The 16,945-nt window shown below is 68.4% G+C and carries 15 protein-coding genes; 4 read left to right on the top strand and 11 right to left on the bottom strand.

Annotated features, from left to right (window positions below):
• Window positions 1-28: 28 nt before the first annotated feature.
• Window positions 29-1,036, top strand: coding sequence for a cytochrome d ubiquinol oxidase subunit II (gene cydB / locus DID99_RS06445; protein WP_124486089.1), 1,008 nt, complete (start codon window positions 29-31; stop codon window positions 1,034-1,036).
• Window positions 1,008-1,187, top strand: a complete 180-nt coding sequence (locus DID99_RS06440; RefSeq protein WP_044848496.1) for a hypothetical protein — start codon at window positions 1,008-1,010, stop codon at window positions 1,185-1,187. The genes cydB and DID99_RS06440 overlap by 29 nt, the downstream gene beginning before the upstream one ends.
• A 105-nt stretch (window positions 1,188-1,292) precedes the next feature.
• On the opposite strand, the gene DID99_RS06435 is transcribed toward DID99_RS06440, so the two are convergent.
• The 8 genes from DID99_RS06435 to DID99_RS06400 all read right to left on the bottom strand — a co-directional run bounded on the left by DID99_RS06435 (window position 1,293) and on the right by DID99_RS06400 (window position 7,890).
• Complete coding sequence (locus tag DID99_RS06435; RefSeq protein WP_044848495.1) at window positions 1,293-1,580, bottom strand: helix-turn-helix domain-containing protein; 288 nt, start codon at window positions 1,578-1,580, stop codon at window positions 1,293-1,295.
• 14 nt (window positions 1,581-1,594) lie between these two features.
• On the bottom strand, window positions 1,595-2,911 hold the full coding sequence (locus tag DID99_RS06430) for a type II toxin-antitoxin system HipA family toxin (protein WP_124666337.1): 1,317 nt from the start codon (window positions 2,909-2,911) through the stop codon (window positions 1,595-1,597).
• Between the two features lie 120 nt (window positions 2,912-3,031).
• Window positions 3,032-3,226 carry a YqaE/Pmp3 family membrane protein gene (locus DID99_RS06425; RefSeq protein WP_044848494.1) on the bottom strand — a complete coding sequence of 65 codons (195 nt, stop codon included), beginning with the start codon at window positions 3,224-3,226 and terminating at the stop codon, window positions 3,032-3,034.
• 282 nt (window positions 3,227-3,508) lie between these two features.
• Window positions 3,509-3,964 (bottom strand): TIGR00725 family protein, encoded by a 456-nt coding sequence (locus tag DID99_RS06420; protein ID WP_124666398.1) that lies wholly within the window; start codon window positions 3,962-3,964, stop codon window positions 3,509-3,511.
• Window positions 3,965-4,034: 70 nt separating this feature from the next.
• Window positions 4,035-4,865: an ABC transporter permease gene (locus DID99_RS06415; protein WP_124666336.1), complete on the bottom strand. Its 831-nt coding sequence runs from the start codon at window positions 4,863-4,865 to the stop codon at window positions 4,035-4,037.
• A 10-nt stretch (window positions 4,866-4,875) separates the two neighbouring features.
• Window positions 4,876-5,964: an extracellular solute-binding protein gene (locus tag DID99_RS06410; protein ID WP_124486086.1), complete on the bottom strand. Its 1,089-nt coding sequence runs from the start codon at window positions 5,962-5,964 to the stop codon at window positions 4,876-4,878.
• Window positions 5,965-5,999: 35 nt separating this feature from the next.
• On the bottom strand, window positions 6,000-7,031 hold the full coding sequence (locus tag DID99_RS06405) for an ABC transporter ATP-binding protein (protein WP_124666335.1): 1,032 nt from the start codon (window positions 7,029-7,031) through the stop codon (window positions 6,000-6,002).
• Between the two features lie 7 nt (window positions 7,032-7,038).
• Complete coding sequence (locus tag DID99_RS06400; RefSeq protein WP_124666334.1) at window positions 7,039-7,890, bottom strand: ABC transporter permease; 852 nt, start codon at window positions 7,888-7,890, stop codon at window positions 7,039-7,041.
• A 162-nt stretch (window positions 7,891-8,052) separates the two neighbouring features.
• Here DID99_RS06400 and DID99_RS06395 point away from each other — a divergent pair, with 162 nt between their 5' ends.
• Window positions 8,053-8,949 carry a LysR family transcriptional regulator gene (locus DID99_RS06395; protein WP_044845028.1) on the top strand — a complete coding sequence of 299 codons (897 nt, stop codon included), beginning with the start codon at window positions 8,053-8,055 and terminating at the stop codon, window positions 8,947-8,949.
• 79 nt (window positions 8,950-9,028) lie between these two features.
• On the opposite strand, the gene DID99_RS06390 is transcribed toward DID99_RS06395, so the two are convergent.
• A complete protein-coding gene (locus DID99_RS06390; RefSeq protein WP_124666333.1) occupies window positions 9,029-10,705 on the bottom strand; it encodes an alkaline phosphatase family protein in 1,677 nt (558 codons plus the stop codon).
• 303 nt (window positions 10,706-11,008) lie between these two features.
• Between DID99_RS06390 and DID99_RS06380 the strand changes: the two genes are divergently transcribed.
• Window positions 11,009-11,230 (top strand): hypothetical protein, encoded by a 222-nt coding sequence (locus tag DID99_RS06380; RefSeq protein WP_185500307.1) that lies wholly within the window; start codon window positions 11,009-11,011, stop codon window positions 11,228-11,230.
• 65 nt (window positions 11,231-11,295) lie between these two features.
• On the opposite strand, the gene DID99_RS06375 is transcribed toward DID99_RS06380, so the two are convergent.
• Both DID99_RS06375 and DID99_RS06370 read right to left on the bottom strand, forming a co-directional pair.
• Window positions 11,296-15,126 carry a DUF748 domain-containing protein gene (locus DID99_RS06375; RefSeq protein ID WP_124666332.1) on the bottom strand — a complete coding sequence of 1,277 codons (3,831 nt, stop codon included), beginning with the start codon at window positions 15,124-15,126 and terminating at the stop codon, window positions 11,296-11,298.
• A 152-nt stretch (window positions 15,127-15,278) separates the two neighbouring features.
• Complete coding sequence (locus tag DID99_RS06370) at window positions 15,279-16,718, bottom strand: DUF1254 domain-containing protein (protein WP_124666331.1); 1,440 nt, start codon at window positions 16,716-16,718, stop codon at window positions 15,279-15,281.
• Window positions 16,719-16,945 lie beyond the last annotated feature (227 nt).

The raw sequence follows: 16,945 nt of genomic DNA, 5'->3' as shown, positions 1-16,945 counted from the left end.
CCCCCCACTTTCGCAAACGAGAAAACCTATGGACGTCACCGTAATCTGGGCCGCGATCATCGCATTGGGGCTCTTCATGTACGTCGTGCTCGACGGCTTCGACCTCGGCATCGGCATCGTCTTCCCGTTCTTCCCGGACGAGAAGGAACGCGACCTGATGATGAACACCGTCGCGCCCGTGTGGGACGGCAACGAGACGTGGCTCGTGCTCGGCGGCGCCGGGCTGTTCGCGGTGTTCCCGATCGTCTATTCGACGGTGCTGTCGGCGCTGTACCTGCCGCTGATCTTCATGCTGGTGTGCCTGATCTTCCGCGGCGTGTCGTTCGAGATCCGCGCGAAGGCGCGGCGCACGAAGCAGCTGTGGGATCTCGCGTTCATCGGCGGCTCGGCCGGCGCGACGCTGTTCCAGGGGATCGCGCTCGGCGCGTTCCTGCAGGGCATCGACGTGAAGGACGGCGTGTACGCCGGCGGCGCATTCGACTGGCTCACGCCGTTCAGCCTGCTGACGGGCCTCGGGTTGATCGTCACGTACGCGCTGCTCGGCTGCTGCTGGCTCGTCGCGAAGACGGAAGGCGACCTGCAGCGGCGCCTGCATCGCGTCGTGTGGCCGCTGACCGTCGTGCTGCTCGGCTTCATCGCGGTCGTCAGCCTGTGGACGCCGCTGCAGGATCCGGCGGTCGCGCAGCGCTGGTTCGATTCGGGGCTGTTCTGGCGCCTGCTGCCGGTGCCGTTCCTGGTCGCCGGGTGCGCGGTGTGGATGCGTCGCGCGGTACGCAACCGGCACGACATGACGCCGTTCGTGCTCGCGCTGGCACTCGTGCTGCTCGGCTACGTCGGCCTGCTCGTCACGATGTTCCCGTATGCGATTCCTCAGACGATGACGATCTGGGAAGCGGCGGCGCCGCGGTCGAGCCAGACCTTCACGCTGGTCGGCGCAGCGGTTATCCTCCCGATCATCATCGCCTACACGACGATGGGTTACTGGGTATTCCGAGGCAAGGTGCGCCATGAAGACCAGCATTACTACCACCACTGATCCCGCCGCCCGCCGGCCCGACGCGCCGCGGCCGCGGATGCGCGGCTGGATGTGGTTCGTCGTCCTGTGGGCGGGCGGCGTGCTCGGCGCCGTCACGCTCGGCTATGCGTTCAAGATCTTCATGAACCTGACGCTGTTCGCGGTGAAGTAAAAGGCAGCGCGCCGGCCGGGCGATCGCGTCACGCGCGCGGCCCGGGCGCGGCGCGCATCGATCGCCCGATGGATGCGTGATCCGCTGCCTCTTCCTCCGCGTGCGTTATTGCGGCGCCCGCCGCACGACGCCGAGCTTCAATCCCAGCATGCCGAATATGCGGTTCATCGTCTGAACCGTCCCGTCGCTGCGGCCCTGCTCGATATCCTGAATCGTCTTTGTCGACACACCGGCGAGCTTCGCCATTTCGGCGCTCGTCAGCCGCATCGTCTGCTTCAGATGACGCACGGATTCGCGCAGCGACCACTCGGGATGCGCGAGAACGTCCTCGATCGCTTGCCGGCGCAACGCGAGCTGATCGGGAAGCGACATCGCGTTATAGCGTTTGTCCATCGTGTCGCCCTCGCCTAGCGCAGTGCATCCAGTTCGCGGGCGAGCCGCTCGATGCCCGGTTTCAGGAAAGCATGCACATCGTGCTCCAGTCCGAGATCGACACCCCGATCGGCGATCTCCTGCAAGCGCGGCGCCATTGCGTGCAGCCGTGCCCGCAATGCGTCGCGATCCAGCGCGGCATGCGCCTCCCCCGCCTGCGGCTCGCTCGACCGGACAACCGCATCGAGTACCCGCGCCCAGTCTGGCTGACCACCGTCATTTCCTTCCCAGCGGATGCGCCGTGCGATGCCGTCGGGATGCAGATACATCGGTGCGAAGTCGTACAGCGGCGTCAACGCAACGCGTCCATCGAAGTCGCGTTGCAATGCCGTGTTCCGTGCATGATTGTCTTTGTTCCCCAACGCGAGATTCGCGACGTCGCGGCACAGATACTCGGCCACCTCGGCTTGAGGATCCGTGCATCGGCGCACGAGATGCCCGCACACCTCGTCGTGACTCGGCACGACGCCGAAGCCGGCTTTTCCGGTCAGCGACGCAATACTTTCCTGAGCGAACCGGACAACGCTGCCACCAACGCGCGCGCGATCGAACCGCGGAATGAATAGCGACCGATCGCGCAGCGTCAGCGGCGCATGCACCCGCAATCCAAGACGCTGGGCCAATGCCATGTAGGGCGCTTCGTGACGAAGGATTTGTGCAAGACGCTCGTTCGTGCCACGTCCGAACTTGACGATGTAGTGCGCGACCGCGCGCGCATCGGGCAGCGTGTGATCGAGATAGAGCAGTCCGTCGTCGGCACGGGTCAGCAGCAGCTTCGGCCACTCGCCCTGCACACCCGAGGAGCCCGCGACGAAGAATCCATGTTCGGCGAGGTATTCGCTGAATGCGTCTCCGCGTGCGACAACGTCATCGTCGGTAAATCCTTGCCGCGGCCCCTGGCGCTCGGCGAGCCACTGCGCGGCTTCCTTGATCCGCAGATTGCCGATCGAGTTACCGGCTCCCGCGAGCAGCAACGGCCAGTCGGCACGCTCCTCGGCTGTTTCCGGCAGATCGAGGCGGCGCAACAACTCCTGACGGCCGAAGCCTTGCGGCAGCAAATCGATCAGGAAAATCGGCCAATGGGGCGTCACCAGTGGCTCGAGATCGACCGGAAAACCGCATGCCATCGCGTGCGCATCGCGGGCGAATTGATGTCGAACGATCCATTCGACGTCGTAACCCGTATAGGCACGACTGCGCCAGCTCTCGTCAGGCTCGCCGAAAAGGGTGACGACGCCGACGTCGCGCCAAATACCATCGGCGTGGAGCTGGATCGTGCAGGAAGCGTTCATTTCAGCAGAAATCTATACAAATCGCGCCGTTCATCGTAGCTGAATTATATAAATTTCTACCGAAATAGAAATCGAGCCCCTTGAACTCCGGAAGCAGCGGTCGAGGGAAACTGCCGCCGCTTACCGCCGCTCGCGCAGCGCCGCCTCGATCTTGCGATCGGTCTTGTACTGGCTCAGCGCATACACCGACCAGATCGCGGCCGGCAGCCAGCCGATGATCGTGAGCTGCAGGATCAGGCAGATCACGCCGGCGATCGGGCGGCCGATCGTGAAAAACTGGAACCACGGCAGCAAGAGGGCAAGCAGCAGACGCATCGGATTTCCTTTTCGCATCGTTGAAGAACAGCGTACGCGGCCAATATGGCGCGTCACGCACCCCATTTCAAGCCGGCGCGCCTGGCACGCAGCCGACGCTCCGCGCCGGAACGTCCGCACCGCACCACCTTCTTCACCCGCCGGCCGCAGAAAAAAACGGCCCTCGCATCGCGCGAGAGCCGTATCGGAATCGCTGGAGAAGGTACCGCGCCGCGCCCGGAACATGTGCCGCATGCCGCTCCGCACGCGCGTCCGCGTGTTCCCGTCAGCCGGGATGCCGACCTACGCCGAACCGGACAGCCACTGCGCGACCCGCGCGACGAGCAAGTCCGCTTCGTCGAAACGCTCGACGCCCGCGACCTGCGGCGCGTCGCAGATCGCGAACACCGGCTTGCCCCATTGCAGCCCCAGCGCGATTTCGGACAGCGTGCCGAGACCGCCGCCGACCGCGATCAGGCACAGCGACGCGCGTGCGATCAGCGCATTGCGCGTGATGCCGAGCCCGGTCGGCAGCGCGACCGACAGGTACGGATTCGCGTCCCGCGCATCGTTCTCGGGCAGCAGCCCGATCGCGCATCCGCCCGCGGCCCGCGCGCCGCGCGCCGCGGCCTCCATCACACCCTGCTTGCCGCCGCCGACGATCGCGATGCCCGTCCCCGCGATCGCGTGCGCGATCCGCTCGGCGACGGCGAGCTGCGCGTCGGTCGCGTCGCGCGGCCCGATCACGCCGACCGGCATCCGGTGCCGGCGTGCGCCGCGCTGTCGCTGTGCGAGCTGCGCCAGCGCGCCGCGCGTGTCGTCCGACCATTCAATGACGTCGTTGCCGTGCAAGTCCTTCCCCCAGTGCAAGAACGCAGGTGCAAAGCGCCGTCAGCACGATCGACAGTACGGCGGCCTGCGAGAAATCGGTCTGTCCGTCGGACAGCTTCAGGTACATCAGCAGCGGCAGGATGTTGACCTGCGTGCCGGCCAGCGCGAGCGCCGTGCCGTACGTGCCGAGCGCGATCGCACCAACGAGGCACCACGCCGACGCGATCGACGGCCACAGCTCGCGCCACGCGACGTCGAACCACGCGCGCCACGGCCGGGCACCGAGCGTCAGCGCCGCCTCGAGCGGCCGCCGGTCGAGATTCGCGAGCGCCGGGTAGAGCATCAGCGCGACGCGCGGGATCAGGTAGTACGCGTAGGCGAACGCGAGCCCCGGCGTCGTGTAGATCGCGCCGCCGACCACGGTCGGGTCCGCGCCGAGCGACGCCAGCAGCATCGTCACGAAGCCGGCGCGGCCGAACACGAGGATGAAGCCGTACGCGATCACGAGGCCGGAGAAGGCAAGCGGCACGCCGAGCAGCGCGAGCGACCAGCGGCGCCGCGCCGGCGACTGCCCGGCCAGCACGAACGCGACCGGCACGCCGACGGCGACCGACAGCGTGCCGGCGCCGATCGCGAGCGCCAGCGAGCGCACGATCGCGTCGGCGACGAGCGGATCGCCGAACACCGCGGCGAACGCACGGCCGCCGCCGTCGAACGCGGCGCCGACGAGCGCGGCGAGCGGCAGCACGAAGCACACCGCGAACAGCCCGGCCGCCGGCACCGCGCCGTAGCGGCGCAGGACGCCGCGCTGCATGGACGAAACCCGCATCGCGCGCCCCTTACTTGCCGAGCGTGGCCTGCGACCAGAGCTGGTCGACTTCGGCCTTGTGCGCCGCGGCCTTCGCGACGTCGAGCGGACGCACCTGCGGCGCGTTCGGCAGCTTCGCGGCGACATCCTGCGCCACCGGCGTGCCGGGTACGGCCGGACGCACGAAACCCTGCGCGAACAACCCCTGCCCAACGTCGCTCATCACGAGGTTGAGCCACAGCTGCGCGGCGGCCGGATTCGGGCCGTTCTTCACGAGACTCATCGCGTACGGCGCCGACACGCTGCCGTCCTGCGGAATCACGACTTCGGCCGCGTCACCCATGCCGTCCGCGTACTTGGCCTTGAGCCCGTCGTTCTCGTAGCCGATCAGGACCGGAATCTCGCCCTTGACGAATTTCGCGTACGGCGTCGTCCCCTCGACGCGCAGCACGTTGCCCGCCTGCTTCAGCTTGCCGAAGAAATCCGCGCCCGGCTTCGGGTTGTCGACGCTGCCGCCGTTCGCATAGGCGGCGGCGAACACGGCGACCTGCCCCTGCCCGGTCGAGCGCGGATCGAGATAGACGACCGCATTGCGATATTCGGGCTTCAGCAGGTCCGACCAGCGCTGCGGCACGTTCTTCACGAGCTTCTTGTTGACGAGCAGCGCGATGTTCAGCGAATGCACCGCGAACCAGCGGCCGTCGGCCGCGCGGAACACCGTGGGCAGCTTGTCGAAATTGACCGGCTTGAACGGCGCGACGACGTCCTTGGCCGTCGCATCGAGCGCCGACGCCGCGAAGTAGTACGCCGTGTCGGCCTGCGGGCGGCGTCGCGACTTGTCGAGCGCGACGACCGTGGCCGCCGAGCCGATGTCGTTGTACGTGATCTCGACCTTCGGGTAGCGCTTGCGGAATTCGGCGAACAGCGACTTCCAGTTCGCCCATTCCGGGCCCGTGTCGAACGACACGACGAGCCCTTCGTCGGCGGCCTTCTCGTACAGCGCGTCCTCGCCGGGATACAGCGGCGCGGCATGGGCCAGCGCCGGCGCGAGGGTCGCGAACGCGCAGAGCGCCAGCAGGCGGCGGCGCGTCGCATGAAGGAAATGGCGGCGTGCAGACATCGTGATTCTCCGTTGAATGAATGGGTCGCCCGCGCTCACGCGGCGGGCAGCACGAGCAGATGGCGCGGCTCGATCGACACGCAGCGCGCGGGCAGCTCGCGCCCTTCGCCGAGCAGTGCGTCGGTCGCGCCGGCCGGTACGAAGTCGAAGCGCTGTGTCGCGCCGAAGTAGCGCACCTCGCCGACCCGGCCGTCGATGCGGTTCGCGACGGACTCGGGCGGATCGGGCTGCAGGTGTTCCGGCCGGATCAGCACCTCGACCGGGTCGCCCGGCCGGTGCGCACCCGTATCCGCGCGCAGCGTCGTGAACCGCACGTCGACCGCGCCATGCGCGAGCACGCGGCCGCGCAGCAGCGTCGAATGGCCGACGAACCGCGCGACCTGCGCGGTCGCCGGACACTCGTACAGGTCGCGCGGGGTGCCGGCCTGCAGCATGCGTCCGCCGTCGACGATCGCCACGCGATCGGCCATGCTGAGCGCTTCGTCCTGGTCGTGCGTGACGAGCAGCGTCGTCGCGCCGCATGCGCGCTGCAGCGCGCGGATCTCGTCGCGCAGCTGGTGGCGAATGCCGGCGTCGAGCGCCGCAAGCGGCTCGTCGAGCAGCAGCAGTTTCGGTTCGATCACGAGCGCGCGAGCCAGCGCGACGCGCTGCTGCTGCCCCCCGGACAGCAGCGCCGTGCTGCGTCCGGCCTGCGCGGCGAGGCCGACGCGTTCGAGCATCTCGAGCGCGCGGCGGCGGCGCGGTGCCGCGGCCATGCCGCGCATCTTCAGGCCGTAGGCGACGTTGTCGACGACCGACAGGTTCGGAAACAGCGCGTAGTGCTGGAACACCATTCCGACCTCGCGCTGCCACACCGGCACGCCGGCCATGTCGCGGCCGCCGATCGCGATACGGCCGTCGTACCCGTCGAGCAGGCCGGCGGCGAGGCGCAGCAGCGTAGATTTGCCGGAGCCGCTGCGGCCCATCACGGCGAGCAGTTCGCCCTGGGCCGCGGACAGCGTGACCGCGTCGACGCCGTGACGGGCGCCCGGATACTGGAAGCTGACGTTTTCGAAATCGAGACTCATGACGGTTTCACTTCAGGCGTGGCACGGTGAGGACGGAGGCGAGCGTCGCGAGCACGGCAAGGACGAGCAGCACGACGGTGGCCGCGCAGGCCATCCCGGACGCGCCGTAGAACGCCTGCAGCAGCACGATCGGATAGTTGCGGTAACGGAAGCCCGCGATCAGGTTCGAGATCTGGAATTCGCCGATCGACAGCGCGGCGACCATCACGAGGCCGGAAAACAGGCTGTGCCGCAGGTTCGGCAGCACGATCGTGAAGAACTGGCGCAGCGGCGTCGCACCGAGCGTCGCCGCGCACGCCTCGAGATGCGCGAGCCCCAGGTGGCGCAGGTCGCTCAGCAGCGTCTGCAGCAGGTACGGCAGCGTCAGCATCGCGTGCGCGGCGATCATCAGCGGCAGCGTGCCGAGCCACGGCAGCGCATCGCCGCTGAAGATCGCGATGTAGCCGAACCCGAGTGTCAGCGCCGGCACCGCGATCGGCATCAGCATCACGATGCGCGCCGCGAAGCCGCGGCCGGCCAGTGCGCGGTGATGCAGCGCATAGGCGAGCGGCAGCGCCAGCACGGCATTGATCGCGCAGCAGGCGAGCGCGACGACGAGGCTCGTGCCGAATGCGCGGGTGAAGCTGCGATTCGCGGCCAGGTCCGCGAACCAGTGCGACGTGATGCCGGTCGGCAGCAGCGTGTTCGTCCACGACTGGCCGACCGAGCCGATCAGCAGCAGCACGATCGGCAACGCGAGGTACAGCCCGAAGACCGCGACGAGCGCCTGCAGCAGCAGGCGTCCCGCGATCGCGCGCGGCCGTTTGTTACGACGAATCGGAATAGCTTCGGCAAGGGCCGGAGCGGCTGGCGGATGCATGGCGAATCTCGCTTACGGACACGGAACGGGTCACGCAACGCCCGCCGGGCAGGGCCGGCACGCGTTGTCATGACGGCCGCAGTGTGCGGATCCGACATGGCATCGTCATGAAAAAAACGTACAACGCCCGCATCGATCTGTGCGCGCAAGGAATAGTTCGCCGTGAAGCACCTGTTTCCCAACGTCGCGGAGCTGCACGCGTTCGCGACTTCCGTGAAGTACCTGAACTTCTCGTATGCGGCGCGCGAGCTCGGCCTGACGCCGAGCGCGGTCAGCCGGCAGATCGCGAATCTCGAGACGCTGTTCGGGGTGAAGCTGTTCGTGCGCGAGGGGCGCAATCTCGCGCTCACGCGGGCCGGGCAGGTTTATCACGCACGCGTGATCGGCCCGCTGCGCGAGATCGGCAACGCGTCGATCGAATTGCTGAGCGCGCGCGAGGACAGCGACCTGCTGACGATCGCAAGCGTGCCGACCTTCACGACGAAGTGGCTGGTGCCGCGCCTCGCGCGCTTTCTGGCCGGCGCGCCGGACGTCACGCTGAGTTTTCGCCGCCATCTCGCGCACGGCGACGTGTTTCCGTTCGGACTCGACGCGGCGATACGCTATGGCGACGGCGCATGGGAAGGCGTCCGCTGCGATTACCTGGACGGCCGCACGTTCGTGCCGGTCTGTTCCCGCGAATTCGCGGCACGACATGCGCTGCGCACGCCCGCCGACACGGCCGCCGCGCCGCGGCTCGTGCATGAGCAGGCGGAAATCGCGTGGTCCCTCTGGGCGGAACGCCATCGCGTCGCCCGGATGAACGCGCTGGCCGGGCCGCGCTTCGAACAGTATTCCGTGCTGATCCAGGCCGCGCAAGCCGGGCTCGGGCTCGCGCTCGTGCCGCGCTTCCTGATCGTCGACACGCTCGCGAGCGGCGCGCTCGTCGAACCGTTCGACGCGCCCGTCGACGTCGACGCGCAGGGGCACTACCTGTGCTATGCGCCGGAGCGCCTGGAGACGAGCGCCGCGTTGCGGCGCTTCAGGGAATGGATCCTCGGCGCATGCGCGGAGCGCTGAGCGTGCCCGGCATGGCCGGGCACGCCCGGACGGCACGGCGGCGCCGGTAACACGGCGCCGTGCCGCCCGTCCCGTTGCGTCAGTGGTCGATGCCGAGCCCCGGCAGCACGTGCGTGTTCTCGGCCACGACCGCGTGCAGCAGCTTCGGTTCGGCGCCGAGCAGCCCGAGGATCGTCGGCGCGACCTGCTTCGTGCCGACCACATCGCTCACGGTACGCGCACGATGGAGGCCCGGGTACGACACGAGCAGGCCGAGGTGGCTGTCGTCCGGCGCGTTGCCGCCGTGTTCCTCGTCCTTCTTCGTGCTCGACGTGTAGATCACGCCCGGATTCGGCTGGACGATGATGTCCGGCGTGCGGCCGTTGGCCGGATCGCCGAACCGGTCGGCCAGCGCCGCGCCGTACAGGATGGATGCCTGCGGGCCGTCGGCGCAGATCCCCGGCGCGTTGCAGCCGAGGTTCGCCTTCAGCGTCTGCACCACGGCCGTGCGCTGGCTGCGGTCGCGCAGCCAGATCAGGCCGACGTCGTCGGTCTGCACGAAGCCCGTGCCGACCAGGCCCGAGCCGTCGTTCAGGTTGCCCGTCGTCGTGTTGTTCTGGCCGAAGTTGCCGTTCGGGTCGAGATAGCCGTTCGCTTCGAGCAGCTTCGTCAGCGTGTCGCCGTTCTTCACGAGCTTCGTGTGATCGGTCGGCGACTGGCCGTGCTTCGCCGTGACGATCACGGCCGTCGACGTGTACAGGTTGCGCTGCTTCAGCTCGGCGACGATGCGGCCGATCGAGTTGTCGACGTACGTGATCGCGTTCGCGACCTGGCCGTTCGGCGTGAAGTTCGCGTCGAGGTAGCCGCCGCCCTTCGCGACCGGCGCCTTCTGCGCGACGCTCAGCGTCTGGAAGTTGGCGCCGAACAGCGTCGGCACCGGCGCGTTCTTCGTGCCCGTCGAATCGCGGCCGTCGATCTGGTTGACCAGCGCCTGCACGTGCAGGTTGTCGAAGCGCGCCGTGTGCGAATAGACGTCGGTGTAGGCCGTGTTCGTCGCCGGGTCGATCGAGTTGATCTCGGTGCGCATCAGATCGTCGACGCCGGTGCCCGACGGGCCGTTCAGCCAGTCGTAGCCCCACGCGTGCTTGTCCGCCCACGCGGTGTAGGCGTTCGGCACGCCGGCCTTGACGGCCTCGAACACCGTGTTGGTCTTCACGTAGTTGTGCGGATAGACCGGCACGCACTGGCCGTCGACCTTCGCATGCGGAATCGCCTGCGGATTGAATGCGCCGCCGCCGTCGAGGTGCACGAGCGCGCCGCCGTTGAACGCATCGATGCCGGTCGTCTCGTCGAACACGACGTTCCAGCCCTGCTTGCCCGAGCAGGTCGTGTCGCTCGGCGCGTACAGGTTGCGGTCGTACGACACGTCGTAGAACAGGCCGGCCGTCTTCGGCGAGCCGCCCGTCACGAGCGCGGCGAGCCCCGGGAACGAGTCCGACAGGCCGGGCGTGTAGGCGTTCGTGTACGTGACGCCGCTTTGTGCGAGCACGGCGAGGTTCGGACACGTGTTCGCGCCGATGCAGCGTGCGAGATCCTGCTCGTGCAGGCCGTCGACGCTGATCAGCAGCACGTGCTTCACGACGCGCCGGCCGTGGCCGGCGTCATCGCCCTGGCTGTTGCCGTCCTGCTGCGCCGCGTAGGCGCCGGCGCTTGCGAGCGCCAGCGCGCCCGCCACCATCACCGCCATTTTTCGTTGCTTAGCGAACCTGGAAATCATCACCCCACCTCATCGATTGACGTTGAACTGCGTGACCTGCCATCAGGCGCGCAAAATATCGCCGCGCCGTGGGGCGCTCGCGTGAAGCGGGGCTTTCTGTTTTCTGTCAAACGTAACCAATCGCAAGTGACACGACGCGGTCGCAAAACGAGGCGACCCGGCGCACGCCGCGACGTGTGCGCGCGAGGTTCGCACCGGATCGGTGCATCGGGCGCGCCGTCGCCAGCCGCGCGAATTTTTTTCACGCTTGGCGTATGACTATTGGCGTGTGATAAAGGGTTTTCCCTGACCCGGAGCACGAGTATGTCGACCCTGGAAGCTCTCCGGTTCGTGCTGGACGATGCACGCACCCCCGAAATCATTCGCCACCACGTCGTCGACGCGCTGCAGTACGCGTTGCGCAACTACGGCCAGGTGTTCACCGCGAAGGAAGTCGAATGGCTCACGCATTGGGACGATGCGCGCCTGCCGCTGGCCGCGAGGAAGGAACTGGACAAGCGCGAACCGGCGATCGAGGTGCGCTGACGGGAAGCGCGCCGCCGCGCCCGATTGCCGATCGGACGCGGCGGCGGCGGATGAGGGCGTAACGCTTACTGCAGTCCGAAGTCGACGCGCGTCGTCGCGCCCTTGTCCTCGATGCCCTTCGCATCGAGCTTCGGCGCCACGACGAACATGCGGCTCGCATCGATCTTGCCGTCGAGGTACTGGCGCACGGCCTGCGCGCGCTGCTGCGCGAGCGCACGCAGCGCGTTGTCGTCGGCCGGCGCGTGATCGGCGAGCGCCTGCTTCATGTCCGCATCGGGCAGCGTCTTCTGCAGGCCGATCAGGTTGCGCGGCTTCTTGAAGTCGGCGTCCTTGTACGCGCGCGTCAGGTACTTGGTGTACTCGGCCGGTTCGACCTTCACCGACATCGGATCGATGCTCTCGCCCTGGCCGACCACGTCCTTCAGCTTCTGCTGGCGAACCAGCCGTTCGACGTACGCGTCGCGCAGCCCCGGCGTGTCCTTCGCCGGATCGACGCGGCCGATCAGGTCCAGCCGGATCGACGGCTTCTCGGTCAGCATCTTCACGACGGTATCGAGCTTCTTCTGCTGCGCGTCGGTCAGCTCGTACGCGCCCGGCGCGAACTCGACGTAGCCGAGATCCTCGCCGCCGCTGCCGCCGAACGCATTCGCGAGCAGCGTGAACGGCGACGTGACGGCCTTCGCGATCAGGTTCAGCACCGCGCGCCAGATCAGCCCGCCGACGCTGAACTCCGGATTCGACAGCGAGCCCGACACCGGCAGGTTCACGTCGATCTGGCCGCGCGTGTTCTTCAGGAGCGAGATCGCGAGCTTCACCGGCAGCTTGGTCGCCGTGTCGTTTTCGACGTGATCGCCGAACGTGAGCTGATCGATGAAGATGTGGTTGTTCGCCTGAAGCTGGTCGTTCGCGAGCTGGTAGTGCAGGTCGACGTTGAGCTTGCCCTTCGTGATCGGGTAGCCGGCGTACTTCGCCGAATACGGCGTCAGGTTGGTCAGCTCGATGTCGTGCGCGGTCGCCGTGAGATCCAGCGCGGGCTTGTCGATCAGCGGGTTCACCGAGCCCTTGATCGAGATCGGTCCGTTGCCCGCGAGGTTCGCGGCGACGTCGACTGGCGCGGACGTCGTCGAGTCCGTGCCGAACGCGCCGACCGTCCCCTTGATCGCGACCAGGTTCGCCGTGTAGTTCGGCTTGATGAAGTTGTCGGTGTAGGTCACGCGGCCGTCCTGCAGCAGGAGCTCGCCGAAATGCATGCGCACCGGATTCTGCGGCGGCGGCGCGGCCTTCACGACGACCGGCGCCGATGCGGCGGCCGGCGCCGACGCCTGCTGCGCGGCCGCGGCCGACGAGGCCTGCGCGGCGGCGGCCGGCGGCGTCATGCCCGGCGACAGCGGCACCGGTTCGGGCTTGCTCGCGTCGCGCGTCAGCGACTGCGCGGGGCCCGTCTCCTTCGCGACGACGTCCTTCAGGTTCAGCCGACCCTGCGCATCGAGCAGCACGCGGCCGTAGAAGTTCGAGAACGTCACGCGCGCGGCGTCGACGTCGGTGCCCTTCTCGTCGTGGTTCACCTTCAGGTTCGACAGCGCGAGCGAGCGCCAGCCGGCGAACGGGTCGGACGTCGCCTTGTCGAGCATCCGCACGTCGACCAGCGCGACATCGCCGCGATAGGTCGCGCGCGGCGTGTCCTTCACCTGCGCGAACGTCAGGTTGCCCTGCGCGTTGAGCAGCGCGCTCGCGATGGTCGCGTTCAGCGCGCTGCCGAAGTACGGCTCGAACGCGGCCGCGTCGAGGCGGTTGCCGTTGATCTTCAGGCCGAGCTTCAGCGGCTGCGCGGTCACGTCGCCCGACACGTTCACCGAGCCCTTGCGGTTCAGCGTCGCCTTCAGCTGCACCGGGAGCGGCTTCGTCAGGTCGTCGCTGATCTTCTGCACCGACAGGTCGAGCGGCTTGATCGCGAGCTTCACCGGGCGCGGCGTCGACAGGTCCGTGAAGTTCGCGGACGATTCCTTCACGTTCAGCGCGTCGATCCGGTAATGCCACGACGGCGCGGCCGCCGCGGCCTTGCGCGCGACCGTGCGCCTGGGCACCGCCGCCTGCGCGGGTTCGGCCAGCGCCGCCAGGTCGATCTTGCCGTCCTTCAGGCGCTTCACGTCGAGCGCGAGCCCGGTCGCGTCGACGCTCGCGATTTCCGCGCTGCGCGCGGCGACGTCGACCTTCGTGATCTTCGCGCTCGCGTCGGGCAGCACGATCGCGGGCGCCTTCGCGTCCGGCGTCGCGAGCTTCAGCGACTTCAGGCTCACCGTGCTGTCGGCGACCTGCGCGTCGAGCGGCGTCTTGCCCCAGTCGGCCTTCGCGTTGACGCTCGCGCCGAGCGTGCCGTCGAGCACGCGCGCGCGGGTCGCCTCGCCGAGATACGGCTGCAGCGCCGGCAGCGCGAGCGCATCGACCGTCAGCTTCGTGTCGGCCTGCTTCGCCGCCAGGCTGAACGCGCCTTCGGCCTTCAGGTCGCCGCCGCGCGACAACGACGTCGACAACGTGTATTTCGCGGGCGTCTTGCCCTGCAGCGTGAAGCCGTCGAGCGTCGCGGCCAGCTTCGTCAGCGACAGCGCGGTCGGCGTCGCCGGCACGCGGTCGTCGACGTTGATCGTGCCGCCGTCGATCGCGAAATGACGGATCGTCAGATCGAGCGGCGGCGCTTCCTTCGCGACGGCTTCGGCCTTCGCGCCGCTCGCGGCGGCGACGGCGGCGGCTTCGCTCGATGCGGCGGCACCCGATGCGGCAGCGGCCGACGAGGCGGCGGCCGGCTTGCCGGCGGCCGCCTTCGGCGCGGCAGACGGCTGGCCGGCGAGCTTCTCGACGTTCAGCACGCCCTGCTTGTCGCGCGCCAGGTCGACGACCGGCTGGTCGAGCCGGATCTCGTCGAAATGCAGCACGTTGCGCAGCGGCTCGAGACCGGCGGCCGCGACGTGCACGCCGCGCGCGGCGAACAGCGGCGCGGACGCGCGGTCGGTCACCTTCGCGTCGTTGAGATCGACGGTGCCCGACACGCGCAGCGCGGGTGTGTCGCCGCTCATCACGAAGTTCAGCTTCAGGTCGCTGCTCAGGAGGCCGCTCGTGACGATCACCGGCAGCTTCGCCGGCGCGTACGAAATCAGCTTCGGCACGTCGAGCCGGTCGAACGTCAGCGCGACTTCCGACTCGCGCGACTGCGCAAACGGCTTCGTCCTGCCGTCGATCGCGATCGGGCTGCCGTCGAACCGCGCGCGCAGCTTCGGCTGCACGAAGATGTCGGTCTTCGACGGCAGCGTCGCGATGAACGGGATGCCGAGCATCCAGTTGTCGACCACGTGCTTTTCGTTCAGCAGGCGGTCGTCGAAGTCGATCCGGCCGTCGTTGACCTGGATGTTCGACACCGAGAAAAGTGTCGGCTTGCTTTCGGGTTTGGACGGCGTCGAGAACTTCTCGATCAGGTCGGTGAAGTTGAAGCGCTGCGCGTCGTAACGGACGATATGGAAGCGCGGCGAGTCGACGCGCACTTCGTTGACGATCGGCGCGCCGCGGAACAGCGACGACCACGACGGCCTGACGACGAGCTTGCCGATGTCGATGAAGTCGCCCTGGCCGCCGCGCTCGCCGACGTGCACGCCGTCGGCTTCGAGGTTCAGCGTGTACGGGTTCAGCGCGACGCGCCGGACCGAGGACGGCCGGCCGAGCTGCTGGCTCAGTTGCTGTTCGGCGATGTGGCGGATCAGCGGCGGCGCCGCGAAGAACCCGAGCAGTCCGAATAAAACGAGGAAGATCAGCACGCCGAGGCCGATACGCCGGGTCCGGCGCGAGCGTGCAACGCCGCCGAGGGCATGGAGGGTCGAGGGTACGGTTTCTTTGTCTGCGCTTGCCATGCTTGGATGCCTCGGGAATGGATGCCTGGCCGCGCCGGAAAACCGGCACGGCCGTGCACGCTATCCCGAAAGTATAGGCTCAGGTGGTAACGGAACGACGTTCGGGCGCGGCCGCCGCGCCCGCGGATCGGACAGCGGCGGCGCCCGTCGGTTCATTTCCGGACGACGACGGGCGGCATCCACGAGCCGTCGCTCGCTTGCGGCTTCGGCGCGTACAGCCGCAGCGCGAGCGCGAAATCGGTGCGCGGCGCCGGCAGCCAGTTGGCCGCATGCGTGCCGCCCGGCGATGCCGACACGACCACGTCGATCGAGCCGTCGTGGTTGCGGCGCAGCCGGTCGCGGTCGCCGAGCGAGCGGCGCGCCGAGCCGACGTCGGGCAGCGCACCGTTCGTCGCGTACGGCGTGAGCGTCCAGAACCCGCGCACCGGCGGCAGCGCGCCCGGCGCGAAGTGCAGCACGTAGCGGTTCGCGCCGTTCAGCGCATGGCCGTCGCTGTCGACGCGCACGAACGCGAGCGTTTCGTCGTCGCGCGTCGCGGTGCCGAACTGCGTGTAGGCCGCGTACGCGCGCAGCGTGTAATCCTGACCGTACTTGCCGGCCGTGTCGCCGATCCAGCTCCAGCCGTTCGCGTTGAGCAGGTTCGACGGCGGTGTCGCGAGCCGCGCGCGCGCCTCGGCGACGCCGGCCGTCGCGGCGTTCAGGCGATCGCCCGTCCACAGCACCGGGTAGCCGGCCGTCACGCCGATGTCCTTCAGCTGTTCTTGCGCGTGCGCATCGTCGGCCGGTGCCGGGTTGTCCTGCAGCGCCTGCGCGAAGCGCGTGAAGAACGCCTTCGGGTCGAGCGCGGCCACCTGCTCGGCCGGCGTGCCGCCGCTCGCCGCTTCCGACGGCGCGCTGCCCGCATGGACCGCGACCGACGCGCCGCGCGCGCTGCCCGTATAGACGGACAGCGGCACCACGCGGATCGTCCGCTGCAGTTTCTTCACGTTCGTGAGGTCGCGCCCGCCGCTCGTCTGCAGCCGCACTTCGAGCCACGCATTGGCCGACGGCACGTCGATCCGCAATGCGCCCTTCGGCAGCGTGCCTTGCCAGTCCTTCGCGGCGAAGGCAATCGTTTGCGCTCGCACGGCGCCGCGAGCGCCACGCGCCGCCACGCTCGACGCCGACCACAGCACGTTCGTCCACATGTCGAGCGCGCGCGCATCCCAGTAACGGCCGCGGGTGTCCGGCAGCGTCACGATTACCGGCTCGGCGCCGACGTCGAGCCAGCCGGTCGAGTCGAGCGTGTCGACGCCCGGCAGCGGCGGGTTCAGCGCGCCGACGGGCGGCAGCGCCTGCGCGTGACGCAGCGTGTTGAGCGGCGCCTGGCCCGGCTGAGCGCCGTCGCCGCCCGTCGCGGCTTCCTTCGCGACGTCCATCAGCACGAGCGGATACGCGTATACATAAGAGTCGGCCACTTCGGCGCGCATCCAGCCGGTTTTCCGCTGGATCGCATCCGGTTGCGACGCGCATCCTGCCAGCAGCATCGCCAGGGCCAGCGACGCGCCTGCCGCGCGCCGCAGAGAAATTGATTCTCGTAGGTTTTCAATCATTGAGTACTGGCCGAATATCGTTCTTGTCAGTCAACGCCTTGTTCGACTCACGATCGGCGAAGGCAAGGCACCCCAGCCTGCCCGGTCGCCGCTTCGCCGGGCGGACGCTGATGTCAGGCCGGTATCATAGCGCCTGAGGGCATCCCCCAATATGCCGAATAACGGGCGCAGCAGTAGCCGGCCTGTCGTCAGCCTGAATCTCCGCTGATCCGGCCCCTTGTACGAAG

The organism is Burkholderia sp. Bp8986, from assembly GCF_003854225.1.
Classification (GTDB): Bacteria; Pseudomonadota; Gammaproteobacteria; order Burkholderiales; family Burkholderiaceae; genus Burkholderia.
The sequence above is the reverse complement of the archived record's forward strand: the minus strand, read 5'-3'. Positions and strand labels throughout refer to the sequence as shown.

Bases quoted from the DNA above. Each gene is read 5' to 3' on its own strand.
- DID99_RS06370 (WP_124666331.1), bottom strand. From the start codon at position 16,718: ATGATTGAAAACCTACGAGAATCAATTTCTCTGCGGCGCGCGGCAGGC.
- DID99_RS06410 (WP_124486086.1), bottom strand. From the start codon at position 5,964: ATGTCTGCACGCCGCCATTTCCTTCATGCGACGCGCCGCCGCCTGCTG.
- DID99_RS06400 (WP_124666334.1), bottom strand. From the start codon at position 7,890: ATGCATCCGCCAGCCGCTCCGGCCCTTGCCGAAGCTATTCCGATTCGT.
- DID99_RS06425 (WP_044848494.1), bottom strand. From the start codon at position 3,226: ATGCGTCTGCTGCTTGCCCTCTTGCTGCCGTGGTTCCAGTTTTTCACG.
- DID99_RS06435 (WP_044848495.1), bottom strand. From the start codon at position 1,580: ATGGACAAACGCTATAACGCGATGTCGCTTCCCGATCAGCTCGCGTTG.
- DID99_RS06405 (WP_124666335.1), bottom strand. From the start codon at position 7,031: ATGAGTCTCGATTTCGAAAACGTCAGCTTCCAGTATCCGGGCGCCCGT.
- DID99_RS06420 (WP_124666398.1), bottom strand. From the start codon at position 3,964: ATGCCGGTCGGCGTGATCGGGCCGCGCGACGCGACCGACGCGCAGCTC.
- DID99_RS06380 (WP_185500307.1), top strand. From the start codon at position 11,009: ATGTCGACCCTGGAAGCTCTCCGGTTCGTGCTGGACGATGCACGCACC.
- DID99_RS06415 (WP_124666336.1), bottom strand. From the start codon at position 4,865: ATGCGGGTTTCGTCCATGCAGCGCGGCGTCCTGCGCCGCTACGGCGCG.
- DID99_RS06390 (WP_124666333.1), bottom strand. From the start codon at position 10,705: ATGATTTCCAGGTTCGCTAAGCAACGAAAAATGGCGGTGATGGTGGCG.
- DID99_RS06440 (WP_044848496.1), top strand. From the start codon at position 1,008: ATGAAGACCAGCATTACTACCACCACTGATCCCGCCGCCCGCCGGCCC.
- cydB (WP_124486089.1), top strand. From the start codon at position 29: ATGGACGTCACCGTAATCTGGGCCGCGATCATCGCATTGGGGCTCTTC.
- DID99_RS06430 (WP_124666337.1), bottom strand. From the start codon at position 2,911: ATGAACGCTTCCTGCACGATCCAGCTCCACGCCGATGGTATTTGGCGC.
- DID99_RS06375 (WP_124666332.1), bottom strand. From the start codon at position 15,126: ATGGCAAGCGCAGACAAAGAAACCGTACCCTCGACCCTCCATGCCCTC.